The following is a 22753-nucleotide window of genomic DNA, read 5'->3' on the forward strand; positions in this document are numbered from 1 at the left end:
CGGGGCGCGGACGCCCATCCCAGCACGACCGTCGCGGGCAGCGCGCCGCGGTTCGCCTCGTCCCACACGCGCTCCCAGTCACCCGGCGGGACGACCAGCGGGCCGCCCCGCGGGGCGGGGGCCAGGGGCCGCCGGGAGGAGAGCGGCATCGGGCCGGGCCCCGGGGCCAACGGCCAGGGGGCGCGTCCGGCGGCGGCCCTCCAGGGCACCCGCACGGCGCTCATCGGCGCCGTCCACACCGGTGCCATCCACTGCTCGTAGACGGCTCCGGCCCAGTCGCGGTAGGCGTCGCGAAGCCGCGCCAAGGCGGGCGCCGCCGGCGGGCCCGCCGGACCGGCGAACGCCAGCCAGCCGACGAAGCAGTGCATCTCCCGCGAGCCGTCGGAGTGCATCGTCGCGCTGAGGTCGGCGGCGCGGCAGGCGACGCCGACGAGCCGGTGCGCGCCGTCCTGCGCCAGCACGAACCGGGGCCGCTCGCGCAGCCCCGCCCCGTCCGCCACGGTCGCGTGCACGACCTCGTCGAGCCAGCCGCGGTGGTGCACCCCCTCGGGCACGACGCGCCACCAGCTGTCGGCCGACAGCGTGCGCCCGTAGAGGACGGGCGCCCAGCCCCCGGCCCCGGGCTCAGCCACGGTTCGATCCCGCCCACGCCGCCGGCCGCCCGCCCTCGAAGACCGGGACGTGGCGCAGCATCGGGACGAGCGCCCCGGACTCGGTCTCGCAGTGGTGCCGCCACTGGTTCATGGACGCCTCGGCCCGGTCCATCTCCTGGAGCCGCGTGGCGAGCCGCTCCCGCGCGCGGCGCGCGTTCCAGCCGCCCCCCTGCGGCAGCGCCGCCCACTCGCGCCGCGCGGCGACGCGCTCGGCGTGCAGTTCCTCCAGCCGCCTGTTGAGATTGTCGCGTTCCTGCCGGAAGAAGCAGGCGAGGCTGAACACCAGGGGCAGGTGCACGTCGACCGGACGCACCGAGTCGGGCCGGACGCCCCCGTCGGGTCCGCTCTCCAGGGCGCCGACGCTCACCGGGCAGACCGCGCTGACCACACCCGGCGCGAACGCCGCGGGCAGCAGCGCCCGCAGCTCGTCCACCAGGTCGGGCAGCCGCCGGGGCCCGTCGGTGCCGCTCCAGTCGATGAGGTCGGCCTTGGTGATGACGATGGTGATGGCCGGCAGGGGCCGGCCCTCGTGCGAGCGGACCGTGAGCGTGTCGGTCACGACGCTGGACATCTGCTGGGTGAGGGTGTCGCGGGCGACGGCCTCGCGCCGGTCCGCGCCGACCGGCTTGCGGAAGTGCTCGCCGTCCAGCACCAGCAGCAGGCCGTGCGCCTGGGACACCTCCCAGAGCAGTTGCTCGGCGTCCGGCGACCCGTCCGGGCCGACGAAGCTCGGCAGCGCGCCGCCCCGGTAGTCGGTCCAGTGGACGTGCGCCAGCGGGTTCAGCGCGCGGGCGTAGAGGAAGGTGTGCTGCCGGGGCACGGTGTTGGTCTCCTCGGGGGGCTGCCCGCGCTCGCCGAGGTCGCGCCATCCGTCGGCGAGCATCACGTCGGCGTTGCGGTCGGTCTCGTGCAGCGTGCAGTTCTCGACGCCCCTCGACAACGCCGCGTAGAACGCCAGAAGGTAGGTGGACTTGCCCGCCTTGGGCGCTCCCAGCATGGTCAGCCGGACCCGATGAAGATCTTTCATGCGGCCCCCCGCATTTCGCCACCCGCAGGCGCACGGGTGTGCGCGGCCCCCACATTTACTCGACCAGCATTTCAAGAAAGAAGACGGCCGCGATACCGATCCGGAGAACACTGATTGGTAACTTTCATTCGGCCGCCGATGTTCGAATTGATCATTTTCGTTTTCGGCGCTGCTGACCCCGCTTTGACAGCCGTTCGCAACTCGAGTGAAGATACCGCCGAGGGGCGGGCGGGCCGGCCGTCAGCGGGCGGCGGCGTCCCGGTCGGCTCCCGCCCCGGGGCGACCTCCAGGCCGGCGACGAGCGGATACGCCGAGGTCACCCACTCGCGCACGAGCTCGGCCACCCCGTCGCCTCGCCCGGCCAAGGCGGTGCGCACCCGCCCGTCCGCGCCGATCTCCCGAACCAGCCCGGCGACGGTGGTGCGCAGCCTCGCCGGGTCGCGGTGGCCCCAGCTCGCCGAACAGGACCTCCTGGAGCTGCCTGGTGGAGCCGAGGTCGAAGGGACGCCCGGCGATCCGCGCGGCGGCGGCGTGCTCCATCCCGGCGGCGAACCGCCCCTCCAGCTCGCTCAGCAGCGGCGCGTCCGCGTGGATCCCGGCCCGCTCGGCGCGGGCGAGCAGTTCCGACAGCGGCAGCTTCACGTCCCGCACCAGCGTGTCCAGGCCGGACTCGGGGAGGTCGGCGGCGCACACCCCGGCCCGGGCGAGCTCGGCCGCGCCCTCGGCGGGCGGGCGGGGCCGAAGCACCGCCCGGCAAGGTCGGCGATCTCGTAGGCGGCCACGCCGGGCAGCAGCGGGTAGACGGCCGGGGCGACGTCGATCACGACGCCGCCGAGCCGCAGGCCGTGCCCGGGGAGCACGCGCGGCAGCGCCTTCGCGTCGCGCACCGCGCTCGCCGGTCCGGGACGGCCGGCCTTGCCGCGAACGCCCGCCCGCCGGTCCCGGTCGGCGCCACCGGTCCGAAGGCGGCCGGCGCGATCCAGATGATCGTGCCGATGTCGCGCTCCCAGGTAAGGTCGGCGGCCCTCCCCACGAGCCCGGTGGCCCGCGTCCGGAGCCATCCGGGCAACTCGTCCGGCCTGAGCCAGTGGCCCCCAGACCGCGGGCCGCCCGCCCCCCGGCCGCGGGCCGCCCGCAGCCCGGGTCGGCGGCGAACAGCCGCCGCCGCAGGCCGGAGACGCCCACGGGCCTTGTCCTCCGGGTGGGCCTCGGTGCGGAACGTCCGGCGCGCGACGTCGAACGCCGCGGCGACATGGGTGGGCCGCGAATAGCTGGCATTCGAATATTCGAAATAACGGCTGCGAACGCCAGCCTGTTTCGGACTGTCCCAAGTAGGGGCGGTCCCCACACATAAAACACATGGCCACTTTTGTGGTTAGGCTTTATGCGGGGCCGTCATCGACCGGCGGCGATGGCCTCCCACGGGAATCGCACCAGCTCGAAGACACGATCTCCCGGCCCTTCCCCCGCACGAAGCACCTGACCTTCCGGCAGGAGGCGCGAGCCGTTGGACGCTGATGTCGAGACCGGCGGGCGGCGGTGCGGCGGCCCGGCCGCGGCGGGCGCCCCCGTCGCCCGGCTGCGGCTGCTGAGCCTCGCCGGCGCCCGGATGGCGGGCACCCTGGACATGGAGCAGGTCGCCCGGCGGCTCGTCGAGGTGGCCCTGACCGGGTTCGCCGACACCGTCGGCGTGTACGTCTCCGAGTACCTCATCGTCGGCGACGAGCCGCCGCGCCCCGTGGTGGACCGCTCGATCGAGGCGCGGCGGATCGCGATCGGCTCGCGCGGCGGCGAGCTGGAGGCGTGGTTCCCCGCCGGCGAGGTCCTGGTGTTCGCGCCCGACACCGTCTTCGCCGCCTGCGTCACCGAGGGCAGGACGCAGCGGCTCACCGGGGTGCCCCCGGACGCCGGCCTTGTCGCCGCGCCCGAGGTCCGCGACCGGCTCGGCGACCTCGTCGACATCGTGCTCGTCCCGCTGAAGGCGGGCGCCGGCGCCCTCGGCTTCGTGGCGTTCGCGCGCGGCTCGGCCGCGGGCCCCTTCACCTCCGCGCAGGTCGAGGTGGCCGAGGAGCTGACCGCGCTGGCCGCGGGCTGCCTGGACAACGCCCGCCGCTACCAGCGCGAGCACGCCGCCGCGCGGGCCCTGCAGACCGGGCTGCTGCCCGCGCCGCACGGCGCCGTCCCCGGCGTGCAGGTGGCGCACCGGTCGGTGCCCGCCGGCCTCGCCAACCTCGTCGGCGGAGACTGGTGCGACATCGTCCCGCTGGCCGCCGGCCGGGTCGCGCTCATCATCGGCGACGCGATGGGGCACGGCTCGGCGGCCGCCGCCGTGATGGTGCAGCTGCGCGCCGCCGCGCGGACGCTGGCGATGCTCGACATGGGTCCCGCCGCGATCCTGACCTGGCTCGACCGCATCGCCCCCAATCTCGGCCCGGTGCAGTTCGCCACCTGCGCGTGCGCGGTGCTGGACACCCGGGCCCGCACCGCCGTGCTCGCCCGCGCGGGGCATCCGCCGCCGATCCTGCTCGGCCCCGGCGGCGGCTCCGAGACCATCGACATGCCGCCCGGTCTCCCGCTCGGCCTCGGCGGCGCCGTCTACGAGGACGTCCGGGTGCCCGTCCCCGACGGGGCGACACTCGTCCTGTACACCGACGGGCTGATCGAGTCCCGCGACCGCGACCTGGAGTCCGGCATCGCCGCGCTGGGGGCGACGCTCGCCGACGCGGCCACGAGCCTGGACGACGCCTGCGACGCCGTCGTCGGCAGGCTCGCGCCGATCCCGAACCAGGACGACGTCACCGTGATGCTCGTCCGCGCCCAGAGCCGGGCGGCGACCGCCGCGCCGGCCACCGCACCGAGCGAGAGGTAGCACGTGGACCGTCCCGACTGGACGTCAGGAACCGACCCGAGCCAGGCCAGCGTGGCGCGGATCTATGACTACCTGCTGGGGGGCGCGCACAACTTCTCCGCCGACCGGGACGTCGCCCGGACGGTGGAGGCCATCGAGCCCCAGGCCCGGGCCATCGCCGCCGCCAACCGCGCGTTCCTCACCCGGGCGACGCGGTTCCTGGCGGCCGAGGCGGGCGTGCGGCAGTTCCTCGACATCGGGTCGGGCATCCCCACCCAGGGCAACGTCCATGAGATCGTGCACGAGACCGCCCCGGACGCGCGGGTCGTCTACGTCGACCACGACCCGGTGGCCGTCGCGCACAGCACCTCGCTGCTGGCCGACGCCCCCAACGCGGCCGTGGTCCAGGCCGACCTGACCGAGCCGGCGGGGATCCTCGGCCACCCCACCACCCGCGCGATGATCGACTTCGACCGGCCGGTCGCGCTGCTGCTGGTGGCCGTCCTGCACTTCGTCCCCGACGAGGGGGACCCCCGCGCGATCCTGGCCGAGCTCACCGCGCCGCTGGCGCCGGGCAGCCACCTCGTCATCAGCCACGGCACCCACGAGCCGCGCACCGGCGAGGCCGTCACCGAGGTCTACCGGCGCGCGGTGTCGCAGGGGAGCCGGGCCACGCTGCGCGACGCCGAGGAGATCATGGGTTTCTTCGACGGGTTCGACCTGCTCGAACCGGGGCTCGTCCGCGGCCCGCTGTGGCGGCCCGACTCCCCCGGCGACGTGCCCGCGGACCCGTCCCGCTTCTGGTTCCTCGCCGGTCTCAGCCGGAAGGCGTGACGGGTCCGCGCGCACGGGTCAGCTCGTCGCGAAGGAGCCGATCCGCTCGAGCGCCGGGGCCTGCCGCGCGCGCTTGCGGGCGAGCTCGTTCCCGTTGACGGTGAGCGTGCTGTAGGCGAACTTCTCGGTCACCGCCGCCGCGGCGTCGATCATCTGGTCGAAGCCGGTGAGGTTCACGTTGTCGAAGCGGTCGCACGCCTGGTGGTAGCAGGGGTCGTACGGCTTGCCGGCGGTGCCGCCGTACACCTTCGCCTGCGCCTCGGTCTTGATGCCCTCCGCGCCGGTGAAGACGCCGCCCGCGGGGATGCCCGCGGTGATGAAGGCGTTGTAGTCCGACCGCCCGTCGAAGGAGGTCGGGTCGGTGGCGAGCCCGCGGGAGCCGAAGAAGTCGGTGAACGCCTTCTCGATCGCGCCCGACCCGGCGGGCGGCTCGACGTTGTTCCCGCCCGAGCTGTTGTCGCCGTCGTAGACGAACCGCACGTAGTTCGGTGAGGCGAGCATGTCGAAGTCGAGCATCAGCGCGACCTTGTCACGTTCGGCCTGCGGGAGCTTGTCGACGTAGTACTGGGAGCCGAGCAGCCCCTCCTCCTCGGCGCCCCAGAACGCGAACCGCACCTGGTTGCGCACCTTGCCGCCGAGCTTGCCGATCTGCTTGGCCGTCTCCAGCAGGGTCGCGGTGCCCGAGCCGTCGTCGTTGATGCCGGGACCGGCGTCGACGCTGTCGTTGTGCGCGCCGACGACCACGACGTTGTCGGCCCGTCCGCGCCCGGTGTCGGCGATGACGTTGGCGGCGTCGCGCTTCTGGTTGAGCGTGTCGGTCTTCACCCGCAGTTTCAGGCCGCCGTTCTGGGCCCGCTTGACCAGGTCGGAGCCGATCGCGTAGGTCGGCCCCGTCACCGGGATCGTGTAGGGCTTGCCGAGCGTCCCGCCGACCGGACCCGAGACGTCGGGACGCTGGTAGATGACGATGGCGGCGGCCCCGGCGGCGACCGCGTTGTCCGCCTTGTCGGCGAACAGGCAGCCGCCGCGCTGGATCAGCGCGATGGTCCCCTTGGGAAAGCCCGCGAAGTCGGCCGCCTCGCACCCGCTGCCCGCGCCGGTCGCGCCCGGGTCGACGGGCGTCGCGGCGGCGGTGACGTCACCGGAGCCGGAGTACTGCAGGGTCAGGAAATCGGTGCCCTGCGCGTACGTCCGCGGGTTCGGGGCCGTCTCGGCGAACGTGGGCGCGGAGAGCTCCTGCCAGAAGTCGAACGTGAAGTTCTGGATCTGCGGGCTGTACCCGGCCCGCTTGAGCTGGTCCGCGATGTACTTGATCGTGATCTTGTTGCCGGGCTGCCCGGCGGCCCGGTTGCCGCCGTTGGCGTCGGCGATCTTCTGCAGGTTCTCCTGGTGGTGGCGGACGCCCTTGAGGGTGACGAGCCCGGCCAGTTTCGACGGTTCCGGGGCCTCCGCCCGGGCCCCGGCCGCCGCGAGGGTGGTGGCGGCCAGGGACAGGCCGAGGAGCGATGCTAGCGCGGCTTTGCGCATGACTCGGTCTCCGATGAGTAAGGGGACAAAGCATCCGAAGCCTGGCACGTTGTAATGAACGCCACAAGAGACGGATCAGCATCACCGCGGCCAATACCGGCCCTTCTCCCCGTCCTTTCCCGAAATCGCCATGACTCCCGCCGATCCGCTCCGTCACCGGTGTCCCACGCCGGGTTCCCAGGTCGTCCGGGGAACATGACTGGGACACGGGCGAACAGAAATGGTTTCCATGTGCGATTGGTGGCCGATTCGGATCGTCTCTCAACATCATAAGAGAACTCCGAAACCACCTACATGCGTTCAATTCCCGAGGCCGGGGACCGGGCCCCCGGGCGCCATTCCTCCCGAGCCGTGAACGGCGGCGCACGACCGCCACCGGCGGCTAGGCGGTCCGCCCGCCCGGCGCGGTGGTCATGCGCGCGACGATGAGGGAGGCCAGGGCGGCGTAGGCGGCGGAGTCGTCGAGGCCGGTCTCGGCCTTGATCTCGCCGCGGTGGATCGCCTCCATCACCTGGCCCGCGACGGCGCCGGCGAACGCGGCGTCCGTGCCGGGGGACGCCTCGCGGACGAGCCCCTGCACGCGGCGGACCGCGAACCGGGTGTTGCTCTTGTAGATCTCGCGGGCCGGGGCGAACGCGTCCAGGTCGGCGAAGAAGGCGGGCGACGCCGGGGCGAGCGCGGCCGAGATGGCCCGCAGGTAGGCGCCGACCCGCTCGCGGGGGTCGGCGCTCGCGTCGAGGTCGGCCTCCACCCGCGCGGTCGCGCGCCGGAAGAAGGCGCGGACCACGGCGACGATGATCTGCTCGCGGCTCGGGGCCACGGCGTACAGCGTGCTCTTCGAGCAGCGCAGGACGGCGGCCAGGTCGGCGACGCCCAGGTCGGCGAACCCCCGGTCGAGGAAGACCTCGATGAGCCGCTCGACGAGCTCCTCGCGGCGGCGCTCGACGCGGGAGGCGCGCGTGCCGGCCGGCGTGGTCATGCGCCGACGGTACCAGAAGAGTACCGAAACGAGTTCTTCAGTACTGTCTCTGGTACCGTTCAGGGTGGCGAAAGGAGTCCCGCATGCCCGCCACGCGCCACCTGCCCACGCCGGAGTCCGCGGACCTCATCGCGCTCGCGCGCGAGATAGCGGCGAAGGAGCTCGCGCCGCGCGCCGGCGACGCCGAACGGACCGGGACCTTCCCCCGCGAGGTGTTCACGACGCTGGGGCGTGCGGGGCTGCTGACCCTGCCCTATCCGGAGGAGTACGGCGGCGGCGACCAGCCCTACGAGGTCTACCTCCAGGTCCTGGAGGAGATCGGTGCGGTGTGGGCGAGCGTCGGGGTGGGCGTCAGCGTCCACGCGCTGTCCTGCTTCCCGCTGTTCGCCTACGGCACCGGAGAACAGCGCGCCCGCTGGCTCCCCGACATGCTGTCGGGCGAGCGGCTGGGCGCGTACTGCCTTTCGGAGGCGCACGCCGGGTCCGATCCGGGGGCGATGCGCGCGAAGGCCGTCCGCGACGGCGACTCCTACGTCCTCAACGGCGCGAAGGCGTGGACGACCCACGGCGGCAAGGCCGACTTCTACACCGTCATGGCGCGGACGTCGGACGAGGGGTCGCGTGGCATCTCCTGCTTCTACGTCCCGGCGGGGACGCCCGGCCTGGAGTTCGACCGGCCCGAGGACAAGATGGGCCTGATGGGGTCCACGACCGCGACGGTCCGCCTGGTGGACGTGCGGATCCCCGCCGGCAACCTCATCGGCGCCGAGGGACAGGGCCTGCCGATCGCGCTCGCGGGCCTGGACGCCGGGCGCCTCGGCATCGCCGCGGTCGCCACCGGTCTCGCCCAGGGGGCGCTCGACACCGCGGTCGGCTACGCCAAGGAGCGCGAGGCGTTCGGCAAGGCGATCATCGAGCATCAGGGGCTGGCGTTCGTCCTCGCGGACATGGCTGCCGCGGTCGAGTCGGCGCGGGCCACCTACCTGGCGGCGGCGCGACTCAAGGACGCCGGGCGCCCCTACGCCCGGGAGGCGTCGGTCGCCAAGCTGGTCGCCACCGACAACGCCATGCGGGTCACCACCGACGCCGTCCAGGTCCTCGGCGGCGCCGGGTACACCCGCGACTTCCCCGTCGAGCGCTACATGCGCGAGGCGAAGGTCATGCAGATCTTTGAAGGCACCAACCAGATCCAGCGGCTGGTGATCTCCCGCCACCTGGCGCGCTGAGCAATCCGATACGCCGTCGTTCGCTTGATCATCTCCCACTGCTCTCCCCGACGGCTCCCAACACCCCCACCAGCCTCGCCGCCCCGTCTTTCGGCGCTCCTCCCCGGAAGGAGCGCCGTACGCTCACCCCGCCGACACCCGAACCGGGCGGGTTCCGCGCCGGGCCGGCTCAGATGAGGTGATGACGGTTCAGCCAGCCGGCGATGGCCTGGCCGATGGCGTGGGGCTGGTCCTCGGGGGCCTGGTGGCCGGCGGGCCCGATCCCTTCGATTTCGAGGGCGGCGATGTTCCGGCGGGCCCAGTCCACGATCTCGGGGGAGGCGATACCGACACCCTCCTCGACCGTGAGGAGAAGTTTGGGGACCTCGGGGCTGCCGGCAAGCCATTCGCCGTAGGCGTCCATGCGCTCGGCCACATCGGCCGGTTCGCGGTCGTAGGGAATCTCGCGAGGCCACTGGAGCAACGGAAGGCGCGACGCAGGATCGGTGTAGGGCGCGCGGTAGACGTCGTGGTCCTCTGGGCTGAGGCCCGTCTTGATGGCGAACGGGTGGGGCAGGGCGAACTCGATGGCGGCGTTCTCCTCCAGCAGTAGCCGCTCACCGAGCCCGGGGGTGCGCAGCGCCTTGGAATGGTCGATCACGTCCTGCGGCAGCTCCGCCCACATCTGCGGCCGCAGGAACGTCTCCAGGACGGCGACGCCGCGCACCTGGTCGGGGTGGCGTGCGGCACGGTCCATGGCCAGTGCGCCGCCCCAATCGTGGCCGACCAGGACGGCCTCCTTCAGCCCCATGGCCTCGAACCACGCGTCCAGGTAGCGGGCGTGGTCGGCGAAGCGGTAACCGATGTCGGGCTTTCCGGAGGCGCCCATCCCGATCAGATCAGGGGCCAGGACCTTGGCGCGATCGGCGACGTGCGGGATGACGTTGCGCCAGATGTAGGACGAGGTGGGGCTGCCGTGCAGGAACACCACGGGCGACTCGCCCTGCCCGGTCTCCGTGTAGGCGAGGTGGGAGTCGAGGACGGCGACAGTGTGCATGATCGTTAAACCCTTCGCTGGTTCGGCAGCTGGAATCTAGATCCGCACTCCTCCAACTGTCAACACCCCAACTAATGCTGACGCAACCGTCACCGACAGAAGCATCAGCCTGTTACCATCACCCCCGGAGGTGAGGCTCGTGCCCGACCAGGCGGCGAACGTCGTCGACGATGAATCCGGACCGCTGCACGCGACCACCGGTCACCTGATGCGCCGCGTGTTCACGGCCGTCACCGCACACGCCGTGCAGGACGGGCCCCGGTCGCGCGAGTTCGTGGTGCTCGACATCCTCGCCGACGCGGACGCCCCCTCCCAGCAGGACCTCGCCCACCGGCTCGGCATCAACCGTACGATCATGGTCAGGCTGCTCGATCGGCTCCAGGAGGCGGGCCATGTCGTCCGCACTCGCAACCCGGCCAACCGCCGCACCTACATGCTGTCGCTGACCGAGGCGGGCCGTACCGCCCTGGACGGCATGCGCCGAGCCGTCGCCGACAGCGACGCCCGGGTCACCGCCGCGCTCACCGACCTCGAACGGCGGCGCCTCACCGAGCTGTTGACCACGCTCGTCGCCGACGACGGGCCATCCGCCATCCAGAGCGTCGAGTACCTGATAGCGCAAGCCCACTACCGCCTGCGCCGTCTTGGGGATCATCGGCTCGCGGCGCACGGCCTGCGCACCCGCCACTTCGCCCTGCTGCCCGCGCTGGACCGGCTCGCCCCCTGCCCGCAAGAGCAACTGGCCCGATACCTGCACCTGACCGAGCCCGCCACCGCATCGCTCATCGAGGAACTGGTCCAGGCCGGCATCGTGTCCCGCGGCCAGGACCCGCACGACCGACGCCGCTATGCCCTACAGCTCACCGACCTCGGCCGCGCCCGCATGCCTGCAGTGCGTGAAGCCCTGGAGAGCATGGAGCGCGACATCGACGACGCCCTCGGCCCAGACGGCGCGCAAGAACTTCGCGTCCTTCTCACCAAGCTCTTGCCGTAAGCAGATCGACCTGCTCCGCCCGCGACGCGGCCCAACGTACCGACCGTAGGCGGCGGGTTCGGCATCACTCAAGCCCCGAGGTTCGGCACGACGCGGGCTCGCGTCCTGCGTGCGCTCTCTCGACCGAGGCGCGAGCATCTCCGCTTCCGCGCGTCCCTTGTCCGCGTGCTTCAAGCCCGCAGATCGCAAGTCCGCACCCCGCACATCCGCACTACGCAGGCCCGCACCGCGCAGGTTCGCGTCCTCCAAGCCGGAATCCCGCAAGTCCGCGCCCTTCAGGTCCGCGCCTTCCAGGTTCGTCCCGCGCAGGTCCGCAGTGCGCAGATCGGCGCCGTTCAGCCGGGCGCCGGCCAGATGAAGGCCACTGAGGTCCAAGCTGCGACGCTCAGGGCGGCGGGGTCGTACGGCCAGCGCGGTCAGGGCGGCCCGCCATCCGCGCATCCGGGCCGCCACCGGGGCCGGGCGCCTGTAGGGACCGGGCGAATCCGTCGGGGTGGCGGAGTTCCAGGCCCCAGGCCGCCGCCCGCCAGTCCGGCGGCACCAGCTCGTCCTCGCTCCCCTCGACCACGTGCCCGCCGACCGGATCGCGGTGGCGGCGGGTCCGCCGGCGGAGCATGTAACAGCCCTCGGCGACCCGGTCGACCCGGACCAGGCTGGCGTGCTGCCCATGCGCGTGCGCGCGCGTGACCGCCTCGCGAAACTCGCGGAACGGCTCCTCGGCCGCCTCCACCATTCTCCCGTCCATCTCGCTGCGGTGGCCGGAGTCCTGGTGCCGGCGGGGGTGACGTTCGCGCCGCTGGGCGGCCAGGACGGGTTACAGACCGCGGCCAACCGCGCCCAGCTCACCGGCGGGTTCGTGCCGGCCGCCGCGGTGCCGCTGATCTCGGCATGGTGGTGGGTCGGCGCCGTCGCCGTCACCAACGTCGCAGAAAATGGATCGCGGGGAGTTCTCGCAACGGGTCCGGGGGAATGTCCGGTACCGGATCGAGGGCGGCACCGAGCACCCGGTCCGGGCGGTCATCCCCGCCTAGGCCGGCGCGGCGATCATCGCGGTGGTTCGTCTCTGGAGTCGGTCACCAGGCGCGTGAGTTCGACGCGCGAGCCGATGCCGAGCTTGCGGTACACCTGCCGCAGGTGATAGGCGACGGTGTGCACGCTGATGAACAGTCGATCGGCGATCCGCTGATTGGTCAGTCCCTGCGCGACGAGCAGGGAGACCCGCTGCTCGGTCCCGGTGAGTCCCGCCCAGCCGCTGGCGGGCCGCCTGCGGTTCTCCCAATGGCGACGCCGCTCGCCCAGCCGGCGGAGCCTGCTGCGCACTCGGGCGGTGTCTCGCGCCGCCCCGACGGCCCGATATTGCGACAGGGCCTCGTCGAGCGCCCGCACTGTCTGCTCGCGTTCTTCGCCTTGATGTTGCAGCAGCAACGCCAAGTCTTCACTGGCCAAGGCACGCGCCCACGCATCGGTGTGTCCGCTGGCGGCGGCACGCAGGGCCTCGGGGTCCGCGTGCAGAACACCGCGGGCGTGTTGGGCCGCGGTCGACACGCTCGGCACAGTGGAGTTGCGCCGGGCGATGTCAACAGCGGCTGCGACGATCCGTTCGGCCCCCGAGGTCTCACCGGCCGCTAGCGCGGTCTGTGTCAGCCATGCCGGTGTGGCGGGGCCGCTGAGAAGCAACCGGTAGTAGTCCCGCGGACTGTCGAACAGGTCGCTCAGCGCTGTCACGGCGGCCCGCGGACCTTCGCGCGCTTCGGCCACCTGCGCCGCGACCAGGTCCGCGAGACCGAGGTCGCGCGGGGGGCGTTCGGCCGCCCGACGATCTTCTGTCAGAGCCGCCGCCGCATTCTCCAGGTCGCCGCGGTGCAACGCGACGGCCGACAGTGCGCATCTCGCGGCCGCCGCCAGGAGATGGGCGCCCGCCGCGGTCGCCTCATCGAGTCCGGTTCTCGCCTCCGCGATCGCCTCATCCGGTCGTCCCTCCGCCAGGTGCAGCCAGGACCGCACGATCGCCAGGCCCGGCGACCACGCCGCCGGGCCGCTGCTGCCGAGCCCTCCCGTCACCGTTTCCATCGCCCGCCGGGCTTCATCGAGCCGCCGCAACTGCACCAGCCTCATGGCGAGGATCATGCTGGGATGTGGCTGACCGGCGTCCAGGGTGGCGCCCAGCGTTCCTTTGACGGCCTCCTCCAGCGAGTCGAGCGCGGTCGTCAGACACGCCGCGTCCCAGGCGTCCCGCGCGAGCAGGATGAGCGCCGCGATCGTCAAAGGCCGGCCGGAAGACCCGTCGCCGACGGCGATCTGTTGCGCCCGGCCCCGCAGATCGCCGTTTCCGCTCCGGAGCGTCTCGGCTTGCAGGAGGGCGAGTTCGGCACGCCGGCGCAACTCCTCGGGCAACCCCGCGATGTCGAGCGCGGCCCGGGCCGTCTCCGCCGCCCTGCTCGCCTGGCCCATGGGCGACAGCGCGAGCGCCTGGATGATCATCATCTCGGCGGCGATGGCGCCGGTCGCGTTGCCGCACAGCGCCGCGTCGGCGAGCTTCACGGCCTCGGCCGGCCGGCCGGCGGCCAAGAGCGCATGCAGGACCGCCAGTACCCGCGGAATGTGCAACCGGTCGGTGGGATCGGTGAGTTCGAGAGCGCGCCCCGCGATGTCGACGGTGATGTGCGAGGCGCCGGCGGGCATTCGGGCTGCGGCCACGTCCAAGCCCGCCAGGGCGTGGGGGTCGCCTGGACTTGCGCCGCTCATCAGAAGAGCGACCGCCGCCGTGGTCCGGGCCCCGCGTTCCAGAAGCAGCCACCCGATCTGCACCTGCAGCGACTGGCGGACGGGGCCGGGGATGCCGGCCGCGACGATCCGGCGGACGAGGTCATGCCGGAAGGCCAGATCGTCCCCGCGAGCCTCCAGGAGGCCGGCCGCGACCGCGGCCTCCAGCGGGGGCAGGAGTTCGGCCGGGGTGATTCCGAGGAGTTCGGCGGCATCCCGGGGGTGGAAGGTGGCGCCGACGACGGCCGCGACCTCAAGAAGATGCCGGGTGCCGGAGTCCAGGACATCAAGCCACTGCTTCACCAGCAACCGGATTCGTTCCGGGAGACGGGAGCCGGTCAGGCACGCGCGTCCTTCGCCCACCGCGAGGCTGCCCTCCTCGCGTAGTCCTTTCAGCAGCTGAACGACCAGCGAGGGGTTCCCGCCGGCCTGTCCGGCCAGGACGCGGAGGGCCCGGTCTGGTTTCGCGCCCAGAGTGTCGATGCACAGTCCGAGGATCGCCTCATCGTCGAAGTGGGGCAATGTCATCTGGGTAGCGCCCGTCGCTCTCAGCAGGGTGAACAACTGGTCCAAGGCGCGCCCGGCCGCTGCCCGGCGGCGGCCCAGGATCCAGCACACGGGTGACGCCACCAATTGCGCCGGCAGAACCCGGAGCGCGCTGATCAACGCGGTGTCGGCCCACTGCAGATCGTCCAGCACCACCAGAACCCTGGTGGAGTGCGCTTTGGCTTCCACCGCCGCGCGCAACTGTTCGACCTGCCAAGCCTGGCGCCAGGATTCGGCGGTTGTCTCGCCGACATCCACGATCCCCGTCAGAGCCGACAAAAGCGGCTCCATCGGCGCCGGCGGCCCAAGCTCGACGGGACCGCCGGCAGCCACGACGTATCCGTTGTGTTCAGCCACCTGGCAGGCCTCGGCCAGAAAATGGGTACGCCCAATTCCCGCCTCTCCCTCGACGAGCAGAACCCGGGTCGCGCTCGCCGCGGGGTCGGCCGGCGCGTCGGGTCCGGCCAACAGGTCGGTGACCTGTCGGTGCTCCTGGAGCCGGTCCAAGGCCCTTCGTTCCGCCGGTGGCGGCTGCGGTCGGTTCACAGGGCCGCTCTGCCCCCGACTGCAAGGTGGCATGCCCGTGCCGAAGATCGGCCACCGGCCCTCTCCCCCAAATTCACCGACCTTTTACCGGCTGACGACCGGAGCCCGTCAAAGCAGGGTGCTGTCAAAGCCGGAGGTCGAGAACAGGTTGGACGCGTTCCCTTACAGCGTCTGAGGGTTGCGCCAGCCGGGGAAAACGGTTCGGCAGGCCGGGCCAGCGCGTGGTTCAGCCGCACAATCGCATCCTCAGAACTGACAGGCCCAAGGGATCCGGCCTGCTATGGGGGCCGACGACACGGCCTGGCATCGGCTCCAGACGTCCGGTCGAGAGGGACGACGCCTTCCGAAGGTGGGAGCCGGACCCAAGCAGATCGGGAGAGCGCCACGGTTTCCGGAATCCACCTACACGGTCGAAGGATGTGACCGGCGGCACACAGCACGAACATCGGTAAGGACGGGTTGTCGTGTGCGTTCGGTGCGCCGCAAAAGCGCACCACCAGGCCGCCGAGCCGAGCCCTTCGAGATCTGACACCCAGCGTCTCTCGCCGCCGCACCGCCCAGCCGCGGTTTCGGCCGAAAGGCGCGGGAGGCCCCACCGAGACCGTCCCGCAAAGCTACGGAAGGACATGTGATGGCCAGAGCAGTCGGGATCGACCTGGGCACCACCAACTCGGTCATCGCAGTGACCGAGAGCGGCAAGCCCACCGTCGTCCCCAACTCCGAGGGCGCCCGGACGACCCCGTCGGTGGTGGCGTTCACCGAGCAGGGGGAACGCCTGGTCGGCCAGCTGGCGCGGCGGCAGGCGATCCTCAACCCCAAGGGCACCATCTCCTCGGCCAAGCGCTTCATCGGGCGCCGGTACGAAGAGGTCGCAAGCGAGAAGGACGCGGTCTCCTTCGATGTGACCGAGGGGCCCGACGGGACGGTCCGCTTCGACGTACGGGGCAAGAAGTACGCCCCGGAGGAGATCTCCGCGCAGGTGCTGCGCAAGCTCGTGGAGGACGCGGGCAGGTCACTCGGCGAGAAGGTCACCGAAGCCGTGATCACGGTTCCGGCCTACTTCAACGACGCGCAGCGGCAGGCGACCACCGACGCCGGACGCATCGCCGGCCTGGAAGTGCTGCGCATCATCAACGAGCCGACGGCGGCGGCGCTCGCCTACGGCCTGGACAAGAAGTCCAACGAGACCGTGCTGGTGTTCGACCTCGGCGGGGGGACGTTCGACGTCAGCCTGCTGAACATCGGCGACGACGTGGTGGAGGTCCGCGCCACCTCCGGCGACGGCCACCTGGGCGGCGACGACTTCGACCGCCGTGTCGTCGATCACCTCGCCGAGGAGTTCCAGCGCGACAACGGCATCGATCTCCGCGCCGACCCGCAAGCGCTGCAACGCCTGTTCGAGGCTGCCGAGAAGGCCAAGATCGAGCTGTCGAGCGTCACCCAGACCCAGATCAACCTGCCGTTCGTCACCGCCGACGCCACCGGCCCCAAGCACCTGAACACCACTCTGATGCGGTCGACGTTCGAGCAGATCACCGGTGACCTGATCGAGCGTTGCGTCGGGCCGATGGAGCGGGCCATGCGCGACGCCAAAGTCACCGCCGACGACATCGACGAAGTGATCATGGTGGGCGGGTCCACCCGGATCCCGGCGGTGCAGAGCCTGGTCCGCCGCAAGACCGGCGACCGCGAGCCCAACATGACCGTCAATCCCGACGAGGTCGTCGCGCTGGGCGCGGCCATCCAGGCCGGCGTGCTGAAGGGGGAGGTCAAGGACGTCCTCCTGCTGGACGTCACTCCCCTGTCCCTGGGCGTGGAGACCCTCGGCGGCGTGATGACCAAGGTCATCGAGCGCAACACCACAATCCCGGCGCGCCGCACCGAGACCTTCAGCACCGCCGAGGACGGCCAGAACGCCGTCGACATCGTGGTTCTGCAGGGCGAACGGGAGCGGGCGGCCGACAACCGGGTGCTGGGGCGCTTCCGGCTGGAGAACATCCGTCCCGCGCCCCGCGGGGAACCTCAGATCGAGGTGACCTTCGACATCGACGCCAACGGCATCCTCAACGTCTCCGCGCGGGACAAGGACACCGGCGCGGAGCAGCGCATCACCATCAGCCAGAGTTCGAACCTCGACGAGAGCGAGGTCGAGCGGATGGTCGCCGATGCCCAGAGGCATCGCCAGGACGACGCCCGGCTGCGCGAGCAGGTCGACGCGCGCAACGACCTGGACGCGGTCGCCTACCAGGTCGAACGGCGACTCGAAGGGCTGGGCGACAACGTGCCCGCGCACGAGAGGGCACGTGCGGAGTCGCTGATCGAGGACGGTCGCCAGGCCGTCAAGGAGGAGGCGCCACTGGAGCGGTTGCGGTCGCTGACCGCCGATTTGCGGCAGGTGCTGCACGGCCTCGACACCACCTCCGGCCCTGGCGCGGGCGGCGGCCCGCAAGAGGGCGGCCCCACGACGGGAGGATCCGACGACGATGTCATCGATGCCGAATTCACGACCGAATGACGATGCCCAGCAGCGGTCCCAGCGGCCCGAGGGGGCGGAGGATCCGGCGGCACGCGTGACCGAACTGCAAGCGCGCGTGGCCGAGCTCGAAGACCTGCGGCGGCGTGCCCTAGCGGATCTGGACAACACGCGTAAACGCATGGCGCGGGACCTGGAGCGCGAACGCCGGGCGCAGCGGGACGAGGTGAGCACGCGATGGCTGCCGGTCGTCGACGATCTCGAACGCGCGCTGGAGCACGCCGACGCCGACCCGGTGAGCCTCATGGAGGGCGTGCGGGGCGTGTACGACCGGGCGCTGGCGACGCTGCGCGAACTCGGCTATTCGCGCCGGGACGACATGGGAGCCCGTTTCGACCCGGCCCGGCACGAAGCGGTCGCGGTCCGCACCCATACCGGATCGCCCCCTGGCACGGTGGTGGAGGTGCACCAGCCGGGCTACGGCGATGACGAGCACCAGTTGCGGCCGGCGCTGGTGTCGGTGGCGGGCAAGGATCAGTGATGGCCGTCAGCGATCCTTATGAGGTCCTGGGCGTCTCGCGGGACGCCGAGCAGGACGAGATCCAGCGCGAGTACCGGAAGCTCGCCCGGCAGCACCATCCCGATATCAACAAAGACCCTGACGCCGAAGAGAGGTTCAAGGACGTCTCGGAGGCCTACGCCATCCTTTCCGATCCCGACCAGCGCCGCCGCTACGACGCGTTCGGACCGGACTTCCGCCAAGTCCCCGAAGACGTCGACCCCGACATGTGGGCGCGCTCGCGGTCCCGTGCCAGGGCCGGTGCCCGCGCCGGCTCCGGAGCGGGCCCCGGAGCCGGCTACACCACCGCGGGCGGTTTCGGTGAGGGCATTGACTTCGAGGACCTGTTCGGCGGGCTGTTCGGCGCCCGTGGGCGCGGCGGCCCGGCCGGGCGCGCCGCTTCGGGCGCATGGGGCCCGGTACGAGGCGCCGATCAGGAGGCCGAGGTCCAGGTGAGCGTCGAGGAGGCCTACCGCGGCGGCAAGCGCGCGGTCACCGTCGACCGCCCGGACGGCCCCCGCCGGCTGGAGGTCACCATTCCGGCGGGCGTCACCGACGGTCAGCGAATCCGGCTGGCCGGACAGGGCGGCGGCGGTGACCCGGCCGGCGATCTGTACCTGATCGCGCGGATCGCACCGCATCCCCGCTACCGCGTCGACGGCCGTGACGTGACCGCCGAACTGCCGCTGGCGCCCTGGGAGGCGGCGCTGGGCGCGGCCGTGGCGTTCCGGACACCGGGCGGGGAGGCCAAGGTGAAGGTGCCCGCGGGAACCTCCAGCGGGCGGCGCTTGCGGCTGCGCGGCCGCGGCCTGCCCAACCCGCGAGGCGACCCGGGAGACCTGTACGCCGAGGCCCGCGTCATGGTGCCGTCCGAGCCGTCCGAGCGGGAGCGGCGGCTGTTCGAGCAGCTCGCGGAGGCATCATCGTTCGATCCGAGGAGGGCCTGATGGAGCAGCTGCTGCCAGGCACCGTCTACGCCATCGTGCACACCCCGTCGTCGCGGTTGAGACTGGAGACCTTCGCCTCCACCGCCGGCGCCCATCCCGTGCTGGTGCGGCGTCTGGTGCGCCTGGGGTTGCTGAACGCCAGCGCCGATGCCTCGGGTGAGCTGTGGTTCGACTCCGAACAACTCAGCGAGTTCGGCCGCCTCCAGCGACTGCGGGCGGGGTTGTCCCTCAACTACGCGGCTCTGGGGCTGGTCGTGGAGCTGCTCGACCGCATCGCGGATCTGGAGCGGGCTCTGCGCCGAGAATCGCCGCACACCACCGGAGGACGACAGTGGACGCCAACCGCTTGACCCAGAAGTCGCAAGAGGCTCTGCACGACGCCCAGACCAAGGCGCTGCGCTTCGGACACGTCGAGGTGGACGGCGAGCATCTCCTGCTCGCCCTGCTCGACCAACCCGGAGGACTCGTGCCCCGGCTGCTTTCGGAGGCCAAGGTCGAACCGCGGCGTATCCGGGAGGCGGTGGAGGCCGAGCTGAGCCGCCGCCCGCAGGTGACCGGGCCGGGTACCGGTCCCGGGGAGGTGCTGGTCACCCAGCGGCTGTCGCGGCTTCTGGACACCGCTCAGCAAGAGGCCGACCGGCTCAAGGACGACTACGTGTCGGTGGAGCACCTGGTCATCGCACTGCTGGAGGAGGGGCCGCGGACGGCGGCGGGACGGTCGCTGGAACGGCAGGGACTGACCCGTGACTCCTTCCTCGAGGCGCTCACCCGGGTCCGCGGTAACCAGCGCGTGACCTCCGCGGTGCCCGAGACCGCCTACGAGGCGTTGGAGAAGTACGGGCGGGACCTGGTGGCGGACGCGTCGGCGGGCAGGCTCGATCCCGTCATCGGGCGCGACACCGAGATCCGCCGCGTGGTGCAGATCTTGTCCCGCAAGTCCAAGAACAACCCGGTACTGATCGGCGACCCGGGCGTCGGCAAGACCGCGATCGTGGAGGGCCTCGCGCAGCGGATCACCCGGGGTGACGTGCCCGAGGGGCTCCGCGACAAGACCATCTTCAGCCTGGACATGGGGTCGCTCGTCGCGGGCGCCAAGTACCGCGGCGAGTTCGAGGAGCGCCTCACCGCCGTCCTCAACGAGGTCAAGGCGGCCGAGGGCCGGATCCTGCTGTTCGTCGACGAACTGCACAACGTCGTGGGCGCCGGGGCCACCGAGGGCGCGATGGACGCCGGAAACATGCTCAAGCCGATGCTGGCGCGCGGCGAACTGCACATGATCGGTGCGACGACCATCGAGGAGTACCGCCGGCACATCGAGAAGGACGCCGCGCTGGAGCGGCGTTTCCAGCCGGTGCTGGTGGACGAGCCCACGGTCGAGGACAGCATCTCGATCCTGCGCGGACTGCGGGAACGGTTCGAGGTCTTCCACGGAGTGAAGATCCAGGACGGCGCGCTGGTCTCCGCGGTGCAGCTCAGCCACCGCTACATTTCCGACCGGTTCCTGCCGGACAAGGCGATCGACCTGGTCGACGAGGCGTGCGCCATGCTGCGCACCGAGATCGACTCGATGCCCGCCGAACTCGACGAGCTCACCCGCAAGGTGATGCGGCTGGAGATCGAGGAGGCCGCGCTGGCCAAGGAGGACGATGCGGCCAGCAGGTCGCGGCGCGACAGCCTCGCCCGGGAACTGGCCGACCTGCGCGCCGAGGCCGACGCCATGCGGGCCCAATGGGAGGCCGAACGCCAAGCGCTGCGCAAGGTACAGGCATTGCGCCAGGAGATGGAACAAGTCCGCCAGGAGGCCGCTCAGGCCGAACGGGACTACGACCTCAACCGCGCCGCCGAGCTGCGCCACGGCCGGCTCCCCGAGTTGGAACGGCGGCTGCGGGCCGAGGAGGAGCGGCAGACCAGCAAGCAGAACGGGGGCCGGCTGCTCCGCGAGGTCGTGACCGAGGAAGAGATCGCGGCCATCGTGTCACGCTGGACCGGAATCCCGGTCAGCCGCCTCCAAGAGGGCGAACGCGACAAACTCCTGCGCCTCGACAAGATCCTTCACGAGCGGGTGGTGGGCCAGGACGAGGCGGTGCGGCTGGTGGCCGACGCGATCGTCCGAGCCCGGTCCGGGATCAAGGACCCCCGCCGGCCCATCGGTTCGTTCGTCTTCCTCGGTCCGACCGGCGTCGGAAAGACCGAGCTGGCCCGCGCCCTGGCCGCAGCCCTGTTCGACACCGAGGAGAACATTGTCCGCATCGACATGAGTGAGTATCAGGAGCGCCATACCGTCAGCCGGCTGGTCGGCGCCCCGCCCGGCTACGTCGGTTTCGAGGAGGGCGGCCAGCTCACCGAGGCGGTGCGCCGCAAGCCCTTCTCGGTGGTGCTGTTCGACGAGATCGAGAAAGCCCACGGCGACGTGTTCAACACCCTGCTCCAGGTCCTCGATGACGGGCGGCTGACCGATGCCCAGGGACGCACCGTCGATTTCCGCAACACCGTCATCATCATGACCTCCAACATCGGATCTCAGCACCTGCTGGAGGGGGTCACCGACCAAGGCGAGATCAAGGAAGCGGCGCGCGACCAGGTGAACTCCGAACTGCGCCGCCATTTCCGCCCGGAGTTCCTGAACCGCGTCGACGACGTCGTGCTGTTCAAGCCGCTGACACTGCGGCAGATCGAACAGGTCGTCGACCTGATGTTCAACGACCTGCGCGCCAGGCTCGCCGACCGCAGGATGCGCCTGGAGGTCGATCAGGACGCCCGCCGGCTGATCGCCGAACAGGGCTTCGACCCGGTGTACGGCGCGCGTCCGCTCCGCCGGTTCATCGCCCACGAGGTCGAGACCCGCGTCGGCCGTGCCCTGATCGCCGGGGACGTCCGGGACGATGCGGTCATCCACGTGACCGCGGAGGACGGGGAATTGAAGGTCCGCTTCGAGAATCCTTGGGACTGACGACCGCAGTCACTCGGTTCGCCGCCGCCGTCGTCACGTGCGCGCCTGCGGGGCCCGCGAGCGCCGTGCTCCGGCCCCTCCCGCGGGGCCGGCACTCCGCTGGGATTCCCTACCGCTCTCCCTGGCCTCCGCCCTGTCTGAAGAGCCGCCTCGTCACCCCTGCCCGATCCCGGTGACCAGGCCGATGGCAACCGCCAGTATCCCGGTGCCGAAGGCATACGCCAGCAAGGCATGCCCCAAAACGGTTCGGCGGATCCGGGTGTCGGCGGGCTGGCTCTCAGATACCGTGCAAGCCACTCCGAGGGTGAAGGCCATGTAGGCGAAATCACTATAGGAGGGAGGCGCGGTCTGCCGGAAATCGATGCCCCCGTCGGCGTCCTCATAGTAAAGGCGGGCGTATCGGAACGCGAACACGGTGTTCACGAGTGCCCAGGACAGAACGACCGCGAGGACGACGAGAATGACCGCCGTAACCGAGAGCGCGTCCTGACGCCCCGCATAGCGGATCTGGGCGTCGGCCTCGATGGCCAAGCTGGCCACCGAGGCCAGGAGCACCACCGCGTCGGTCGAGCGGGCATCCCCCTCCGCCTCGGCCAGAAGCTTGGTGTCCTCCGGCCCCCGCGGCCAACTGAGCCACCACACCCACGTCAAGATCGTGCCGGTGGCCAGCACCCACCCGACCAGCAAGCTCACGTGCCCTACCCCGAGCACGGCGGCCGTGGCACCGCCGACGACGCCCGCTCCCAGCGACAGCACAAGCCTGCGGACCGACAGGAACCGCCTGGGAGGTCCGGTCCCGTTAGCCTCGACGGACGGGTCGAGCTCGTCACCCACCTCGTCCCCAA

General features: G+C 71.6%; 17 protein-coding genes and 2 pseudogenes. 9 read left to right on the forward strand and 10 right to left on the reverse strand.

Annotated elements, in window-relative coordinates; translation table 11 throughout:
• The 3 genes and pseudogenes from E1291_RS18125 to E1291_RS18135 all read right to left on the reverse strand — a co-directional run.
• Positions 1-632, reverse strand: a pseudogene (locus E1291_RS18125) (hypothetical protein); the annotation flags it as partial.
• Positions 625-1680, reverse strand: coding sequence for a TRAFAC clade GTPase domain-containing protein (locus E1291_RS18130; RefSeq protein WP_131739002.1), 1056 nt, complete (start codon positions 1678-1680; stop codon positions 625-627). The pseudogene E1291_RS18125 and the gene E1291_RS18130, both read right to left, overlap by 8 nt.
• Before the next feature lie 240 nt (positions 1681-1920).
• Positions 1921-2427: a hypothetical protein gene (locus tag E1291_RS18135; protein WP_131739003.1), complete on the reverse strand. Its 507-nt coding sequence runs from the start codon at positions 2425-2427 to the stop codon at positions 1921-1923.
• 760 nt (positions 2428-3187) lie between these two features.
• Between E1291_RS18135 and E1291_RS18140 the strand changes: the two genes are divergently transcribed.
• Together E1291_RS18140 and E1291_RS18145 are read left to right on the forward strand one after the other, a co-directional pair.
• Complete coding sequence (locus tag E1291_RS18140) at positions 3188-4549, forward strand: PP2C family protein-serine/threonine phosphatase (protein WP_131739004.1); 1362 nt, start codon at positions 3188-3190, stop codon at positions 4547-4549.
• Positions 4550-4552: 3 nt separating this feature from the next.
• Entirely contained in the window at positions 4553-5362 is an 810-nt protein-coding gene (locus E1291_RS18145; protein WP_131739005.1) for an SAM-dependent methyltransferase, read from the forward strand.
• A gap of 18 nt (positions 5363-5380) precedes the next feature.
• On the opposite strand, the gene E1291_RS18150 is transcribed toward E1291_RS18145, so the two are convergent.
• Positions 5381-6889: a M20/M25/M40 family metallo-hydrolase gene (locus tag E1291_RS18150; RefSeq protein WP_131739006.1), complete on the reverse strand. Its 1509-nt coding sequence runs from the start codon at positions 6887-6889 to the stop codon at positions 5381-5383.
• 382 nt (positions 6890-7271) lie between these two features.
• Positions 7272-7868, reverse strand: coding sequence for a TetR/AcrR family transcriptional regulator (locus tag E1291_RS18155; RefSeq protein ID WP_131739007.1), 597 nt, complete (start codon positions 7866-7868; stop codon positions 7272-7274).
• Positions 7869-7951: 83 nt separating this feature from the next.
• Between E1291_RS18155 and E1291_RS18160 the strand changes: the two genes are divergently transcribed.
• Entirely contained in the window at positions 7952-9094 is a 1143-nt protein-coding gene (locus E1291_RS18160; RefSeq protein ID WP_131739008.1) for an acyl-CoA dehydrogenase family protein, read from the forward strand.
• Between the two features lie 169 nt (positions 9095-9263).
• On the opposite strand, the gene E1291_RS18165 is transcribed toward E1291_RS18160, so the two are convergent.
• Positions 9264-10130, reverse strand: a complete 867-nt coding sequence (locus E1291_RS18165; RefSeq protein ID WP_131739009.1) for a haloalkane dehalogenase — start codon at positions 10128-10130, stop codon at positions 9264-9266.
• A gap of 139 nt (positions 10131-10269) precedes the next feature.
• Between E1291_RS18165 and E1291_RS18170 the strand changes: the two genes are divergently transcribed.
• Complete coding sequence (locus E1291_RS18170; protein WP_242614218.1) at positions 10270-11124, forward strand: MarR family winged helix-turn-helix transcriptional regulator; 855 nt, start codon at positions 10270-10272, stop codon at positions 11122-11124.
• A 171-nt stretch (positions 11125-11295) separates the two neighbouring features.
• On the opposite strand, the pseudogene E1291_RS44000 reads toward E1291_RS18170, so the two are convergent.
• From E1291_RS44000 to E1291_RS18185, 3 genes and pseudogenes are all read right to left on the reverse strand, one after another.
• Positions 11296-11565 (reverse strand): annotated as a pseudogene (locus E1291_RS44000) (pentapeptide repeat-containing protein); the annotation flags it as partial.
• On the reverse strand, positions 11510-11869 hold the full coding sequence (locus tag E1291_RS44005; RefSeq protein ID WP_131739010.1) for a hypothetical protein: 360 nt from the start codon (positions 11867-11869) through the stop codon (positions 11510-11512). The pseudogene E1291_RS44000 and the gene E1291_RS44005, both read right to left, overlap by 56 nt.
• 299 nt (positions 11870-12168) lie before the next feature.
• Complete coding sequence (locus E1291_RS18185; protein ID WP_165495172.1) at positions 12169-14940, reverse strand: LuxR C-terminal-related transcriptional regulator; 2772 nt, start codon at positions 14938-14940, stop codon at positions 12169-12171.
• A 670-nt stretch (positions 14941-15610) separates the two neighbouring features.
• On the opposite strand from E1291_RS18185, the gene dnaK reads away from it, so the two are divergent.
• The 5 genes from dnaK to clpB are packed head-to-tail and all read left to right on the forward strand — an operon-like array spanning position 15611 to position 21908.
• Positions 15611-17494, forward strand: a complete 1884-nt coding sequence (gene dnaK / locus E1291_RS18190; protein ID WP_131739012.1) for a molecular chaperone DnaK — start codon at positions 15611-15613, stop codon at positions 17492-17494.
• A complete protein-coding gene (locus E1291_RS18195) occupies positions 17472-17993 on the forward strand; it encodes a nucleotide exchange factor GrpE (RefSeq protein WP_278045269.1) in 522 nt (173 codons plus the stop codon). The genes dnaK and E1291_RS18195 overlap by 23 nt, the downstream gene beginning before the upstream one ends.
• A complete protein-coding gene (locus E1291_RS18200; RefSeq protein ID WP_131739014.1) occupies positions 17993-18958 on the forward strand; it encodes a DnaJ C-terminal domain-containing protein in 966 nt (321 codons plus the stop codon). Before E1291_RS18195 ends, E1291_RS18200 begins: the two co-directional genes overlap by 1 nt.
• Entirely contained in the window at positions 18958-19308 is a 351-nt protein-coding gene (locus E1291_RS18205; protein WP_131739015.1) for a chaperone modulator CbpM, read from the forward strand. The genes E1291_RS18200 and E1291_RS18205 overlap by 1 nt, the downstream gene beginning before the upstream one ends.
• A complete protein-coding gene (clpB, locus tag E1291_RS18210) occupies positions 19305-21908 on the forward strand; it encodes an ATP-dependent chaperone ClpB (RefSeq protein ID WP_242614220.1) in 2604 nt (867 codons plus the stop codon). The genes E1291_RS18205 and clpB overlap by 4 nt, the downstream gene beginning before the upstream one ends.
• A gap of 153 nt (positions 21909-22061) precedes the next feature.
• On the opposite strand, the gene E1291_RS18215 is transcribed toward clpB, so the two are convergent.
• Positions 22062-22742, reverse strand: coding sequence for a DUF1345 domain-containing protein (locus E1291_RS18215; RefSeq protein ID WP_207400793.1), 681 nt, complete (start codon positions 22740-22742; stop codon positions 22062-22064).
• Positions 22743-22753 lie beyond the last annotated feature (11 nt).

Source organism: Actinomadura roseirufa (assembly GCF_900659635.1).
Taxonomy (GTDB): domain Bacteria; phylum Actinomycetota; class Actinomycetes; order Streptosporangiales; family Streptosporangiaceae; genus Spirillospora; species Spirillospora roseirufa.